The 15,129-nt window shown below is 40.2% G+C and carries 12 protein-coding genes, 1 tRNA gene and 2 pseudogenes; 9 read left to right on the top strand and 6 right to left on the bottom strand.

Annotation, left to right across the window (positions count from 1 at the left end; all coding sequences use genetic code 11):
• Window positions 1-365 precede the first annotated feature (365 nt).
• From glgA to C427_RS00520, 4 genes are all read right to left on the bottom strand, one after another.
• Window positions 366-1,802 carry a glycogen synthase GlgA gene (gene glgA, locus C427_RS00535; RefSeq protein ID WP_007639094.1) on the bottom strand — a complete coding sequence of 479 codons (1,437 nt, stop codon included), beginning with the start codon at window positions 1,800-1,802 and terminating at the stop codon, window positions 366-368.
• 36 nt (window positions 1,803-1,838) lie between these two features.
• Window positions 1,839-2,864 carry a methyltransferase gene (locus C427_RS00530; protein ID WP_007639096.1) on the bottom strand — a complete coding sequence of 342 codons (1,026 nt, stop codon included), beginning with the start codon at window positions 2,862-2,864 and terminating at the stop codon, window positions 1,839-1,841.
• Entirely contained in the window at window positions 2,864-3,583 is a 720-nt protein-coding gene (gene trmB / locus C427_RS00525; RefSeq protein ID WP_007639098.1) for a tRNA (guanosine(46)-N7)-methyltransferase TrmB, read from the bottom strand. The genes C427_RS00530 and trmB overlap by 1 nt, the downstream gene beginning before the upstream one ends.
• Before the next feature lie 123 nt (window positions 3,584-3,706).
• Window positions 3,707-4,435 (bottom strand): alpha/beta fold hydrolase, encoded by a 729-nt coding sequence (locus C427_RS00520; RefSeq protein WP_007639099.1) that lies wholly within the window; start codon window positions 4,433-4,435, stop codon window positions 3,707-3,709.
• Between the two features lie 78 nt (window positions 4,436-4,513).
• Between C427_RS00520 and mutY the strand changes: the two are divergent.
• From mutY to C427_RS00505, 3 genes and pseudogenes are all read left to right on the top strand, one after another.
• Window positions 4,514-5,580: pseudogene (gene mutY / locus C427_RS00515) on the top strand (A/G-specific adenine glycosylase).
• Window positions 5,581-5,604: 24 nt separating this feature from the next.
• Complete coding sequence (locus tag C427_RS00510) at window positions 5,605-5,877, top strand: oxidative damage protection protein (protein WP_007639102.1); 273 nt, start codon at window positions 5,605-5,607, stop codon at window positions 5,875-5,877.
• 177 nt (window positions 5,878-6,054) lie between these two features.
• Window positions 6,055-6,130 (top strand) — tRNA-Phe (locus C427_RS00505).
• A gap of 787 nt (window positions 6,131-6,917) precedes the next feature.
• Here the strand turns inward: C427_RS00505 and C427_RS00500 are convergent.
• Window positions 6,918-7,313: a hypothetical protein gene (locus tag C427_RS00500; protein ID WP_007639103.1), complete on the bottom strand. Its 396-nt coding sequence runs from the start codon at window positions 7,311-7,313 to the stop codon at window positions 6,918-6,920.
• A 186-nt stretch (window positions 7,314-7,499) separates the two neighbouring features.
• On the opposite strand from C427_RS00500, the gene C427_RS00495 reads away from it, so the two are divergent.
• From C427_RS00495 to C427_RS26835, 4 genes are all read left to right on the top strand, one after another.
• Window positions 7,500-8,351 carry a LysR family transcriptional regulator gene (locus tag C427_RS00495; RefSeq protein ID WP_007639104.1) on the top strand — a complete coding sequence of 284 codons (852 nt, stop codon included), beginning with the start codon at window positions 7,500-7,502 and terminating at the stop codon, window positions 8,349-8,351.
• Window positions 8,352-8,922: 571 nt separating this feature from the next.
• Window positions 8,923-9,270 (top strand): hypothetical protein, encoded by a 348-nt coding sequence (locus C427_RS26845; RefSeq protein ID WP_236613728.1) that lies wholly within the window; start codon window positions 8,923-8,925, stop codon window positions 9,268-9,270.
• Window positions 9,240-10,082, top strand: a complete 843-nt coding sequence (locus C427_RS26840) for an ATP-binding protein (RefSeq protein ID WP_015430249.1) — start codon at window positions 9,240-9,242, stop codon at window positions 10,080-10,082. Before C427_RS26845 ends, C427_RS26840 begins: the two co-directional genes overlap by 31 nt.
• A 59-nt stretch (window positions 10,083-10,141) precedes the next feature.
• Window positions 10,142-10,477, top strand: a complete 336-nt coding sequence (locus C427_RS26835) for a response regulator (protein WP_015430248.1) — start codon at window positions 10,142-10,144, stop codon at window positions 10,475-10,477.
• A 156-nt stretch (window positions 10,478-10,633) separates the two neighbouring features.
• Here the strand turns inward: C427_RS26835 and C427_RS00485 are convergent, their stop codons facing one another.
• The gene (locus tag C427_RS00485) at window positions 10,634-11,770 is read right to left on the bottom strand and encodes a PQQ-dependent sugar dehydrogenase (protein ID WP_015430247.1); all 1,137 of its coding nucleotides are present in this window, start codon (window positions 11,768-11,770) and stop codon (window positions 10,634-10,636) included.
• Between the two features lie 232 nt (window positions 11,771-12,002).
• Between C427_RS00485 and C427_RS00480 the strand changes: the two genes are divergently transcribed.
• The gene (locus C427_RS00480; protein WP_015430246.1) at window positions 12,003-12,398 is read left to right on the top strand and encodes a c-type cytochrome; all 396 of its coding nucleotides are present in this window, start codon (window positions 12,003-12,005) and stop codon (window positions 12,396-12,398) included.
• Between the two features lie 129 nt (window positions 12,399-12,527).
• Window positions 12,528-15,118 (top strand): annotated as a pseudogene (locus tag C427_RS00475) (bifunctional diguanylate cyclase/phosphodiesterase).
• Window positions 15,119-15,129: the final 11 nt, after the last annotated feature.

The following is a 15,129-nucleotide window of genomic DNA, read 5'->3' as shown; positions in this document are numbered from 1 at the left end:
GAAAGTTAATTCATGATTAAAATCAACATATCTGGCTCGCTCAACTGATGTATTTAAAACAGTTTTTGAAGAGTGACGTGTTGTTCTATAGATTCAACTTTACTCATCGTGGTGTTCCTTAACCCTTTAAAATCGCTTAAACAGATGCAAATAACATCACCTTTCCATGCATCCAATAACGCTACAGATAAAGCCGCTCTTTTATAAAGAATATGCGGGCAAGCATTTTGTCTTTCCAAAGCCTGTAAACATTTTGAAGATAATGCGTAAGCTACTGTTGTTGTCAGTCAAATAACAGTAAAAACAAAAAAATTATATTTAATCATCATTTTTGGCTCAAGTATCATACCAACCTATCCTAACAACTAGTGGTTGCTTGTTAAAATGGATTGATATAATGCTTGATAATCTTGTGCTGCAGCTTCCCAAGTAAAACGGCTCTGCATTGCTCGCTGCTGGGTTAACTCGAGTACCTTAGGCAACTCATGATAAAACAGCAAGGCACGCTGTATACATGATAACAATGCACTGCTATCGGGCTGCTCGAATACAAACCCAGTGGCACTGTCTGGGTTGTCTGCTAAATCGATCACGGTATCCTTAAGCCCGCCAACTGCTCTGACTATAGGTAAAGTACCGTATGCCAAACTGTACATTTGATTCAAGCCACAAGGTTCAAACAAAGAAGGCATCAGAAAAAAGTCACTACCCGCTTCAACCATGTGGGCTTTACGTACACTGAAGTCTTCAACAAACGCCATTTTCTGGGGGTATTTGTCGACTACCTCTCGCAAAAACAGACTAATTTGTGGATCGCCCGTACCAATAATGGCCAATTGCACGTTATGTTGCATCAACTTATCTAACATAGGTAAAATAAAACCAAAGCCTTTTTGGTCAGTTAGACGGCAAACCATACCAAGGATAGGTACGCGCATTTTTTTGGGTAGCCCTAGCTCTTTTTGTAATTCAGCTTTACATGCTTTTTTACCTGACAAGTCAGCCTGCTGGTAGTTTTTTGCAATGTGGGGGTCATTGATAGGATCCCACTGACTATAATCACAACCATTTAAAATACCTGACACGTCATCCCGTCGGTTTTGAAACTCATTAAATAAGTGATGAGAACCTAGGGGAGTCAGCAATTCTTGTGCATAGTTGGGGCTGACAGCATTAATTTTATTGGCGTATCGAATACCCATACGCACAAAATTTAACGCATCTCCGTCCAACTGGCTGTGTAATTGATAATGCGTTTGTAAGAAAGCAATCTCACTAAACCGATGTGTCCCCTGATAAGCCCCATTGTGGATAGTAAAAATGGTCTTTGCCTGAGCAAAAAAACCAGAATCGTCAATGCTAACAAAGTACGGAGTAAGTGCAGTGTGCCAGTCATTACAATGCACAATGTCAGGCTGAAACCCGACTGCTTTTGACGCTTGTAATGCCGCGCTAGCAAAAAAGGCAAAACGCTCTGCGTTATCTGAGTAAGCATGATAATTGTCAGAATACAGACCTTTACGCTCAAAATACTCTGGGTAGTCAACCGCTAATACTGGCAACCCCTCTAAAGTTAAACGTTTAACTGCAAACTCATAGGATTTACCGCCCGCACTTAATGTTTGATTATCACAGCAGTTAGCGGCGTTAAATTTATCTGCCAACTGTTTGTAGTAAGGCATGACTATTGTCACGTCGTGACCCAATTCTGCCAATGCCAAAGGCAGAGCTTTGCCTACATCAGCTAAACCACCTGTTTTAACCAAATCTTCTACTTCAGACACAACAAACAATACTTTCATTCTAGCTGCTAACCTTTTCTATTTTATGCGGGCACTTTATTTAACGCGGGCACAATGATAAAGACTGAATTTAGTGGTTTGGGCAATAAGACCCACCGCGCTGAACCGCTGTTCGAGCAACTCAGAATAACGCAAAAATTTATTCGCTACTAACGTCAGCGAACCACCTTTAGCAAGGTATTGTTTTAGCTGGGCAATAAACCCTTCGGTAACAGAATAATCAGTCTGGATACCAGTATGAAATGGAGGGTTAGTATAGATGGCAGAAAACTTGCCTTGCACATCCATCAGACCGTTTGATGCAACCACCGTAACGTTAAGATTGTTGAGTTTGGCACTTTCTTTTGAACAGTGCACAGCCAAGGCACTGACGTCGCTCATAACCACTTCACTCTCTGGGCTTTTCAACCCAAGATAACAACCAATCACACCTGCTCCACAACCAAAATCTAACAATCGCCCCGTTTTTATGTCTGGCAAGTTATCTAATAAAACTCTCGTTCCCAGGTCTATTACGCCATGGTTGAATACGCCCGGTAAAGAACATATTTTATAATCTAAACCGCCAACTGAAATTTCAATTTCGCTCTGCCACTTACTTAGCTCAAAAGGTTTGACGGGTTTATCTAGTTGCGCACCAAATAGTGCACAATGCCTTGCAGAATCGACTTTGTTTACTTGAGAACTAATCGTCTCGAGGATTTTGGCAGCACTTTTGACACCGCCTTTATTTTCCCCCACAAGCAACAAACTGCCATTATCTTCAAGACAAGCTGCAACATTGGCAATCAACATTTTCGCATGATCTTTAGACTTAGGCATGTAGATTACGGCGCCATTAAATTTTTCGTCCGTAGGATAAGCCGCAACGTAAGCATGTTGCGCTGACTTTCCATCAGCACTGCTTTGCTGAAAAATATCAAAGTATTGGTGAAACACTTTAATATCAGGATTGTTTAGTTGTTCCGCGATTTGGCTGTCAGTTGGGTTAACCAATAACCACTTACCTTGTGCAAAGGTATCTTTATTTCGCATTAATAACTGGCTAGGTGCAGATAGCATCAGGATACCCTCTCAAACATTAAGTCCCATACACCGTGGCCGAGTCTATGCCCACGCTGTTCAAATTTAGTCAGCGGTCGTTGCTCTGGTCTTGGCACATAATCGTTAGTTGCTGACTGATTTTTAAAACCTTCAGCTTCAGACATAACAGCCAACATATGCACAGCATACTCCTCCCAATCAGTAGCCATATGAAATACACCACCAATAGCTAACTTGTTTTTAAGCTTTTGTACAAATTCTGACTGCACAATTCGCCTTTTATGATGGCGCTTTTTATGCCAAGGATCGGGGAAAAATAATTGCACCCTAGCCAAACTATTATCCGCAATACAATCGGCAAACACTGCAACTGCATCATGCTCATAAACTCGTAAGTTATGTGCATTTTGCTCAGCAGCTTCGCTTAGACATGTGCCTACGCCTGGACGATGAACCTCAATGCCAACAAAATCTTTATCTGACTCATGTAACGCCATCTCAACCAAAGACTTGCCCATGCCAAAACCAATTTCTAACACTACAGGAGCAACTCGCCCAAAAGTTTCAGCGAAATTTTGCAAACCATTTTTGTGCTCTAAGCCCATAGTAGGCCAGTTTTGTTCGATAGATTTCGCCTGGCCTGGGGTCAAGCGCCCTTCTCTTTTTACAAAACTCTGAATTTTGCGAATATACACCCCTGATTCGGCGGCTTCTTGTTCAGATTTAAACTGACTCATATTTAGATCTCATCTTAAAAAAATTTCGCTGGTGACATGCTTAAACTTAATCTGGCTATTGCCAGCACTTTGTGTGGCGCATTATCCGGCGACACAGACTGATTGCAAGGCAGACGGCATAGTTTATGCAATTTTTGACGCTAAATATTCCGCCAATGCTCTAGATTGTTCAATCGGCAACATATGCCCAGCGTTTTTAATTAACGTCATATCACTGTTTGGTAATAGTTTATGCATATCAAGCATGGTTGATTCACTCACCAAATCATCCTGTTCACCGCTAACAAGGTGAACTGGGAAAGGGCATTTAGCTAGATCTGGAAGCAGGTTCTTTCTGGGTTGAACCGCACTAATTTGCGCCGCCAAAACCGCAGCGCCTAAATCCTGATCCATTTGCTTCACTATATTTAGGTATTCACTATGTTGTTGATGGCAATCATGAAAAAAGCACTTTAAACGCTTCTCAGTTATGCCGCGATATTGTTTATTTTTAATTATCTTAAGTAATTGTTGACGCTGCTGAATTTCTTTTTCGGGTAATTCGTCACACGCACTAGCAATAAGTGTTAAAGATGCAACACGACTTTGATTTTCTAAAGCAGTCAGCGCGGCAATATAGCCACCCATAGAATACCCAACCAAATGCACGGGCTGTTCGAAATAGGCTAGTCGGTCTGCACTCAACATTTTCATTTGGGCTAAATCTTCTGCCCATTGCAAAGGTACAAAAGCACGCATGGGTATATCTAGATGTTGCCAGCATGAGTTGAATATTCTTTCATCACACAACGTACCGGGGAAGAAAACCACAGGCTGGTCAATTTGATAAGGGGTATCGTTAGTTGTTAGCAATCTATTCTCAAATGAACTATTTCAAGTTTGTTAGGGTATTATCCGGTAATTACCCCAAGAACAACAGACCCTAAAACTGTGCCAAATAATATTAAAGCGCCACATGACCCCTTCAATGAAAAAATATTAGCCTGGTTTGACCTAAATGGCAGAAAAAACCTGCCATGGCAGCTAAATAAAACCCCTTACACTGTTTGGGTCTCTGAAATCATGTTGCAACAAACGCAGGTAAAAACGGTTATCCCCTACTACCATGATTTTATGCAGCGTTTCCCTGATGTATTAAGTTTAGCAAATGCAGCACAAGATGAGGTGTTACATCATTGGACCGGACTAGGTTATTACGCCCGTGCACGCAATTTGCAAAAATCAGCACAAATGATTAGAGATCAGTACGCTGGAAAATTCCCTGAGCAGTTAGAGCAATTAATCGCCTTACCGGGCATTGGTCGCTCCACAGCAGGTGCTATTTTATCCTTAGCTTGTGGTCAGCATCATAGTATTCTCGATGGTAATGTTAAACGTGTACTGGCCCGCTATTTCGCTGTTGAAGGTTGGACCGGCAATAAAAAAGTTGAAACTGAGTTATGGCAATACGCAGATCAACTAACCCCAAGACACAGAACAGCGGATTACACCCAAGCCATGATGGACATGGGCGCAACACTTTGTACCCGCAGCAAACCACAATGCGACACTTGCCCGGTGCATACAGACTGCTTAGCCTTTGTACAAGGCCGACAAGCAGAGCTACCCAACAAAAACCAAAAAAAACTATCCCAGTAAGATCGACCATTATGCTAATCCCCATGTGGCAAAAACAGCTTTTGATATACAAACGTCCACCAGCAGGATTATGGGGTGGATTATGGGGCTTTCATGAGGTAGATCATGCAGAACAAATAATTGAACGAGCATCAAACTTAGGATTCAACGAAATCCAACAACAAACACTCAGTCCTTTTCGGCACACATTTAGTCACTTTCATTTGGACATACAGCCGGTTGTGCTGCATCTAAAAAAACAGCCTGTTGCACAAATAATGGAAGACACACAAATGTGGTACGACTTAACCCAGCCGCAAAATGTTGGATTAGCCGCGCCAACCAAGAAACTATTTAGTACAATCAATACATCATTTTAATTACCCCTTTTGATTAGGAGCATTATGAGTAGAACAGTATTTTGTCAACGCCTACAAAAAGACGCAGATGGTCTAGATTTCCAACTTTACCCTGGTGAGCTAGGTAAGAAAATTTTTGATAATATTTGCAAAGAAGCATGGACTGAATGGCAAAAGAAACAAACCATGCTGATCAACGAAAATAAACTCAACATGATGGAGCCAACCGCAAGAACATTTTTAGAAACTCAGATGAAAGCTTATTTATTCGAAGGCAAAGAACCTGATATCGAAGGTTACGTGCCGCCAAAAAGCTAAAACTAAGCAACTTTAAAGTAACGATTTACCTAAATAAGCTGTTTTAGTAGTGAATTTGCACAATCTATAGGCAATCAGTAAGATTTCCCTAAAAAGGGGTTGACTTAAAAGCTCTAAATCCGTTTAATACTCACCTTCAGCGAATCAGGCGGTCTGCAAAGACACTTGTTAGTTGATGCCCAGATAGCTCAGTTGGTAGAGCAGAGGATTGAAAATCCTCGTGTCCTTGGTTCGATTCCGAGTCTGGGCACCATTATTCTATAGGCCTTGAACAGAAATGTTCGGGGCTTTTTAGTTTCTACAACATAAGAAATTGAAAATCCTCGTGTCCTTCGCCGGTAACCGTAAGTTGCAATTCCGAGTCTGGGCACCATTATTTAGAAGCCCTGAACAGAAATGTTCGGGGCTTTTTAGTTTCTACGACATAAGAAATTGAAATCTTCGTGTCCTTGCCGGTAACCGTAGTTGCAATTCCGAGTCTGGACACCGTTATTCTAGTACAGCAAAAGCCAGTATTATTACTGGCCTTTGTCATTTCTGGCTTTCACGATTTTTACCGTGCAACACCGTTAACCTATTTCCACATTTTTAGTGACACTGTTTGCAACACACAGCGGCTACAAAATGAGGTGTTACCATAGCTTTCCAATCCTTACCCATAAATCTAGCCCAACTAAAAAGCATAGCCATCCAAAGATTGACACCTCCTTTGTTGTGTCTTTGGCTCAAGTAATCGTTATTAAGCAAACTCCCCTTTAATGAATTACCTCTCCTAAAGCAATATAGATGATTAACGCCATTTTTGGCCGTGGTAACTACGAGATAAAGGCCGCTAGGTATTTGAATAACGTTACGATCCACTAGCTGGTTAGACCGAGTGAGGCACTACAAGCACATTGGTCAGATATAGATTACGAACGCCAGCTATAGGCTTTGCAGATCGGCTAGAGCTGCATGTTTAAGCGGGATGACTGGCATACCTAAAACTATTTACTAGGACCAAATTACCGTGGCCCCATCTAAAATAACGACGAAGCTGTTTAATATTGCAACGTGGTTACATTCTCTCGAAAATAGTCCAACTGACCGTCGCACTCGTGAGAAATAATGTATGTCCTGCTCGTCACATCTTTCTCCACTAAACCATACCAAAATGATTGATCAAATTTAGTTAGATACCAACCGTCCCTCAATTCCAGCGACGTTAGTCCGGTAATCATCGTGCCTTTAGGAAAAATATCAACACCTAATCGAGTTAAAACGTTGATAAATTGCTCTTTATTTTGACACTGCTGCCAACTAGTGTCGGCATCATCTTTATAGTGGTCAATACGGAAATCAATATCGTCCGCAATCAGTTCTAATAGTGTCATGTCCCCCTTTTCAAACCGATTAAGCAATTGATGGATTACAATATTGTCATGACGTTCAAACATTTTAGATACCTTATTATTTGTTATATTCAATGAGCCTTTTCGACTAAATATCGAGTACTGATAGAACATACGAACAACGTTAATTTTGTGAAATAGAAAATAACGTTAAGCAGAAGATAGATAGATTAGTCAAGATTTATATATAGGTATAATATGTATTTTATTTTTAATCCATAGGTAAATTATATGATAGAGATTAAGCCTCTCCACTACTTTATAGCGGCTTATGAAGAGGGCTCGATTACTGCTGCAGCGTTACGATGTTTTATTTCACAGCCGTCCATTACCCACGCCATCAAATCATTGGAAAGTAGTTTAGGTGTCATCTTATTTGAGCGAAACAAACAGGGGATAAGGCCAACGGTAGAGGGGCAAAAACTGTACAAACTTGCGACGGATCTATTATTACAAAACCAGCAACTAGAAGCCGCCTTTATGCCTAATAATAAAATTGAGTTACATCTCTATATACAGCCAGACATTAATATTGAACAGTATTGCGATATTATTGAAACCATCAAACATAGCTCGTCATCTATTAATTTGTCGATAGTTGATAGCGTTGAACAAGCGCAGTTAGCTATTATTGATGAGCAGCGGCTTTCTTCACAATTTCAATTTAAAAGGCTCAACCGGGAAAGTTATAAATTGGTTGTGCGACAGGATCACGCATTAGCAAATAACAATAGAGTTAGATTAGAGTCATTCAAAGATCTTACGTTTATTGAGCGACCTTACTGCACTAACCGTAAAGCGTTTGAACGACTCACCAACGAGAAAAACATATCAGTCACGTATAAAGGAAAAGCTATTCACGACTTACAAATCCAAGGCTTGGTAAAACTAGGCTTAGGGGTTGCTGTGATACCAGAATCGTATATACAACAAGACCACGACTTAAAGTACATCTCCATTGTTTTGGATACACCAATAACACGGTCCATTGTGCTCGCATATCGAAAGCTGCCCAGTGTGCTAATAAAAGCGATTGAGGAAATACAACATACGCCCCTGTTACAGGAGGAAAGTGAAACATAACAACCCCATGTAATATATTGATTTTATAGCATTTAAATTTCATAGACTTAGTCTTTCACCTAGATATTTACATGCGCGACTAATGCACACGCATGTAATGAAGTATCATTGGGAGTAGCTATAGTTACCCCAAGCTTGGATTATTTTGTAGGTACAATTCTAAAAATTCCAGAGCTGTCAGTCGCAACATAAATATAGCCGTCTTCACCTTGTTTCACTTTACACACACGGCCAGATCATTTAGTACGACACACATTTTAATACAATCAAATATTTAGAGCCATTTTATAGTATTTACAATGGGTGGCTTGTTAATTCATGCAAGCTAAGTATTCTAGTTACCTATAGGATAACAATATTGGGCATTCTTCTAGAATTAATCCGAATACATAGATTGAGGTGGTTGTTCCTTTTGAATCGACATGGTCTGAAAAAACAAAATTTTAATGAAACGCTGGACCTACTAAGACCCGTTGCTTATTTTTTTGCGTTTCTCTATTTTTCTCTGACACTGACACATTTTTTTTTGCTACAAGAAACATTTAAATGGACTCTGTTTACTACGGCCCTAATGACGGCAACTGTAAGTCTTGTCATCGGACTCAAAGCATCCAAGATTTCATCAGCCCGACATAGCCTGACAATTCTATTACTGATGCTCATGGCCAGTTCAAACAGCCTACTACATTTATGGTTTTCTGAAGCCCCCGAACAAACGACTAACATATTCGTTACGATTATCGCGACAGGCATTGTGTTGTCGAATCGTAACCACTGGACAGCTTCAATTCTGTTCAACTGGATAGGATGGTTCACCGTTAACTTCACACTTGAAATAGCGTTGATCCAGCACTTTTTCTTCGCGATGACTATGAGCACCTTACTTAGTTGGTTTGCCCATCTGGCACGAAAAAATTAGTTGAAAAACAACGGGAACTCGAACTGGAGAGAGACGTTGCGATACAACATGAGCAGGAGGCAAAAGCCGCAACCGATGCAAAAAGCGCTTTTCTAGCTAACATGAGTCACGAAATTCGCACCCCAATGAATGGCGTCATTGGCATGCTTGAACTTGTGTCAAATTCAAAGTTGGATGAAGAACAGCAAGATTTCATGGCAACAGCCAAGCGTAGCGCCGAATCACTCATGATTATCATCAACGACATCCTAGATTTCTCAAAGATAGAGGCTGGTGAACTGACTCTCGAACGGGTTGAATTTGATTTAGAGAAGATCTTTTCTGAATTTATTCATGATCAACAATTTCAGGCTAACAAAAAGGGATTAAAGCTCAAGTTAGAAAAGCAATATATTCGGCAAGAAAATGTTGTGGGCGACCCTCACCGGATCATCCAAGTTCTGAGCAATCTACTATCTAATGCTATCAAGTTTACAGAATCGGGCAGCATCATTGTTCAATATGATTTGAATACACTTGATGATCATCTCTGTCTTAGTGTAATGGTGACCGATACTGGCATTGGTGTCAGCGACGCTTCACTACCTTACCTTTTCGATTCGTTCTCGCAAGCAGATATGTCAACAACAAGGAATTTTGGCGGTACTGGTCTGGGTCTGGCGATCACCAAGCAGATCTGTGAATTAATGGGCGGTGGCATAACGGCTCAGAGTAAGCTAGGGGAGGGATCAGTGTTCCAATTCTCAGTTCAACTTGTTTCTCCAGATCCCGTAATAGCTCAGAAAAACAAACTCGTACTACCACTTTTTTAGCTAATTTTTCTAAACTGCGCGTCCTTCTGGTCGAAGATAATCTTATCAATCAGGAGGTGATGATTGCCATCTTAAACAGCCTTGAAATTAAGGTAGATGTTGCGAACGATGGGCTTGAAGCCCTTGCTATGCTCACTCATACTCAGACGTCAACATTTGATCTGATACTTATGGATTGTCAGATGCCTAATCTGGATGGTTACGAAGCGACGCGACGCTTGCGAGCAGGTGCTGCTGGCGAACTGTTTAGCAAAATCCCCATCATTGCCCTAACTGCAAATACCATGAATAGTGAACGAGAAAAGTGTCTTGAAGCAGGCATGAACGAGTATCTTACCAAGCCTATAAATACCGATGCTTTAAAGTCAATATTAGCGAAATACCAACCAATCTAGAGAAGGAATAAGCCCACATAATAAATACTTCCTCCGCAAGCGGACAAGGTATTAACTGTTTTCAATCGCTTCGCATTGTTCAACAATGCTTCATAACCCAAAGGGCGAGGAATTAAAGCCGTAGAGATTAAAAATATACGGCTGGATTTTTTTGAACTATATAGTGCCCGAAGGTACTATTTTAAATATTCCAGCGCCATCGGTCGCCACATATATATACCCATCAGCACCTTGCGTAACATTTCGTACTCGGCCTATTCCGGGAAACAATATTTCTTGGCTGAGTACCTTATCCCCCTCTAATTCAAGCGCAACTAGATAGGCAAACTTTAATGAGCCCACTATTATCTTACCTTTCCAATCGGGGTAGATACCGCTAGTCACAAAAGTCATGCCTGATGGCGCAATAGAAGGAACCCAATACCATTGTGGCTGTTGCATTCCCTCTTTTTCAGTCAGCTCAGTAAAAGATGAGCCGCTATAATTCACACCATAGCTAATCACTGGCCAGCCATAGTTTGCGCTTGGTTGGATGATATTGATCTCATCACCACCTTTGGGACCATGTTCGTGAGTCCATATATCGCCTGTTATGGGGTGCATCGCCATACCCTGAGGATTTCTATGGCCATATGAATAAATAGACGGATTGGCGTTTTCATGCCCGACAAATGGATTATCTGCAGGGATGCTGCCATCGCTATTAATTCTATGGATTTTACCTGCGTCTCGGTCTAAGCGCTGTGGATTGACGTCACGGTTTCCTCGATCACCACTGGAGATATACAAATAACCTTGTTTATCGAATGCCAGGCGGCTGCCGTAATGTTGGCCTTTTGTGGTGTTGGGGCCCGCTTCAAAAATAACGGTTTGATCAGTGAGCTTAAAATCTTGTAATTTAGCACGCATAACCGAGGTATGCGCACCATCACCTTCGCCTTCTAGGCCAGAATAAGAAAAATATATCAGATTATTTTGAGCATAATTTGGATCGACTATGACATCTAAAAGGCCGCCTTGGCCTTGAGCACGTAGTTCCGGTAAACCAGTGACCTTTTCATTTAATAATAAACCGTTGCTGATAACCCGTAATTCACCTTTACGATCGGATACCAGTATGGTTTTTTTGTCTAACCAAGTCATACCCCATGGAATATCAATACCTTGAGTTACAAGCTGGTACTCGTAAGATTGAAGACTGACTGAGTGCCGATTTTTTGGCTCCTGGGCGCAAACTGTTCCGCTTAAAACGACACTACACACTATGCCCAAGAGGCGTATCATTGTCATCATTATTGATCCCTTCTGTAAGAATTTTACTAAAAATGGATGTTACCATTTGATGCATACATTAGATCAGTCGTTTCTGAAATGGGAAGCTTAAAGTCAATTAAAAAATCACATGGTCAAAACAAAAAATACGAATTCAGTTAGATTTGTTAGTTAAATAGTTGTTCAGACAACATTAGTCGTTATAATCCGTTTAAGTTTTTTTGGGTAAGCAAAGCCTGATTTGGAGAATTTTGTGAAATTTAAATCCTTTTTATATACCTGTGTAGGTGTTTTTAGCGTTTTGGCGGTACAAGCACAAGAAATGAGTGAAGCTGATATTAGGTCTCGTATTCAACCTATTGGCAAAGTGCATGTAGCGGGTGCAAAAGCTGAAGTTACATCTTCAGGACCAAGGGCAGGTTCAGTTATCTACGCAAAAGCTTGTGTTGCATGTCACAGTGTTGGTGTTTTGAATGCACCTAAATTTCAAAATGTAGCAGACTGGTCACCACGTATGGAAAAAGGCTTTGATGCAGTGTGGAAAAATGCCATCAATGGTATTGGCGCTATGCCACCTATGGGCACTTGTGGTGATTGTTCAAATGATGAAATTAAAGCGGCAATAGAACATATGATTGAAGGTATTTAATTTATAAAATAATTTAAATATTGGCGTAAAAAAGACCACCACTGAGGTGGTCTTTTTAGTCTAAATAGTATACTTTTGATAGTTGGATTTCTGTACTTGCAACAATATAAAGAACTATAAATTTATCCAATGATATCTAAAAACAACGCTAATCAACTGTCTTTAGAGGAGCTGCGAGAGCTTGTTCCTCAATTGCAGAGGATCACAAAAAAGTATAAGCATTCTGAATCCATTCAAAATTCGCTATTTGATATTTCAGAACTAGCCAGTTCAATCAATGAGTTATCCAGTCTCTATCCTGCAATTCATGACATTATTGGCGATTTGATGCCCGCTCAAAACTTCTTCGTAGCCTTTTATGAAGAAGAAAAAAAATCATTGATTTTGTCTATTTCGTGGACGAATTCGATGAGCAAGTAGTTTCACAAGTTTCTGCTGACGATCTAAAAAACAGTCTGACTGGCTACATTTTACGCACCGGCCAGCATCTATTTCTAACTCAAGAAACCTATCAACAACAACTTGCCGATATATCTGTAAAAGATTTAGGTGCAGCACCAGTTGATTGGATTGGTATCCCCTTAAAACGTGGCTCACAGGTAATAGGTGCAATGGTCGTTCAGAGCTATGACGAGTCGATTCGTTATAATCGAGAAGATTTAGAAATATTACTGTTTGTTTCTCAGCACATAGTCAACTCTGTTGATAGAGTTAAAAGTCGAGAGTTAACTGAAAAAACTATTCGTCAACGCACTAAGCAGTTAAGACAAATGAATGAGGAATTACAAGAAGAGATCAGCGAAAGGCAAAAAATAGAATCCTTACAGCAAGCTTTGTTTGAAATCTCCGAGCTTTCAGCCTCAGTTGAAGGAGACATGCATGATTTTTATGCTGCTATTCATGACACTTTATCACGCTTAATTGGTGCGCCTAACTGTTATGTTGCAATGATAAGCAATGACAAAAAAACTCTTAACTTTCCTTATTACAAAGACGAAGTACATTCAAAAATAGAACCGCGTCCAATGGGCTTAGGACTTACTGAATATGTTATTAGACATGGCAGCGCTGAACTAATAGATGGCTCTAAAGTTCAGCAATTAATCGAGTCCAATGAGCTAACTGTAATAATGGCTGAAAGTAAGTATCAAGAAATGGATTCATGGATCGGATCACCACTAATTATAGATGGTGAAATCTGTGGCGTGATAGCTGTACAAAGCTACAGCAAAGAAAAACAATATAACTTTAAGGATTTAGAATTTTTACGCTTTGTTTCTCACCACATCGCGGTAGCACTAAGCCGTAAACAGTCTTCCGATGCGATTAAAGCATACAATCAGAAACTTGCAGAAGAAGTAAAAGAGCGTACGGAAGAACTCAATAGCACTAATTTATTCCTACAAAAACAAATTGAAGAACGCCTACAAGCGCAGCAACAGTTGGAACATGACGCGCAACATGATTCGCTAACAGGTTTAGCAAACCGAGTTCTATTTAATAGTCGACTCGAACTGGCACTTGCTAGCAAGCAGCGTTATGTGGAAAGTAATTTTGCGGTAATATTTATTGATTTAGACAGATTCAAACAAATTAATGATTCGTTAGGTCACATGGCAGGAGACCTCTTTTTAAAAGAGGTCTCGGTTAGAATTAGTTCATGTATCCGTGGTCATGACTTACTTGCCCGATTGGGTGGCGATGAATTTGTTGTACTGTTCGACAATTATGAATCTCCAAACGATGTCGAAGAAATATCTGCGCGTATTATAAGCTCTATCGCTAAACCCTTTAATATCGAAAATAAAGATATGTATTCAGGTGCTAGCATAGGTATTGCCTACATTGAAAGTGGCTACCAAACAGCTGACGAAGTGCTACGAGATGCAGATGCAGCCATGTATCAAGCAAAGTCTCTTGGACGCGGACGTTATATTGTTTTTGATAAGACGATGCGAGATAAACTGCTTGAAGAGCTAGAAATCGAGAGTGAATTTAGAAAAATACTCCAAGCTGAAGCCTTTGAAAGTTATTCACAGCCTATTATTAACTTAGCCACACAAGAACAGATATATCAGGAATGCTACGTTAGATGGGAGCATTCAAGTATAGGCAAAATCAAGCGAGATCAGTATTGGCAGATTGCAGAACAGTGTGGCCTGACAGTCGAAATGGATAAGTTCATGCTAACCAAAGCTTGCGAAATATTAAAAGGTTGGCAATTAAATGAGGCCGATGCTGATAAACAGATTGCGATCAACTTATCTATCCATCATCTCACCCAAACTTCTTTAGCTAAACAACTAATTGAACAGGTAAAAAACGCTAGAGTTGACCCTAAAAAACTGGTCATTGAATTTGATGAAAACGCACTAAATCGTCGCTCTCAGTTTTTCTTACCGGCAATCAAAATATTAAAACGAGCGGGCATCACTCTGGTATTAGACAACTTTGGTAGTGGCTTGGCTTCTTTGAGCTATTTGTATTCCTACCCATTTGATTACGTAAAAATAGATCACTATTTTGTTAAAACACTACCCCGCTCAGAACGCAACTTGAAATTAATTCAGTCGGTACTATCCATTTCTGGTCACTTGAAGTTTAAGTTAATTGCCAGCGGCATAAATACTCAAGAACAATATCAAGCATTATTGGACGCAGGCTGTGAGTTTGGACAAGGTAAATTTTTAAAAGCTGCCGCAAAAATTGAAGTTAATTAGATGTCAAATTT

Origin of the sequence: Paraglaciecola psychrophila 170 (assembly GCF_000347635.1) — a bacterium.
In the GTDB taxonomy this organism is placed as follows: domain Bacteria; phylum Pseudomonadota; class Gammaproteobacteria; order Enterobacterales; family Alteromonadaceae; genus Paraglaciecola; species Paraglaciecola psychrophila.
This window is presented reverse-complemented; position numbering and strand designations above follow the sequence as displayed.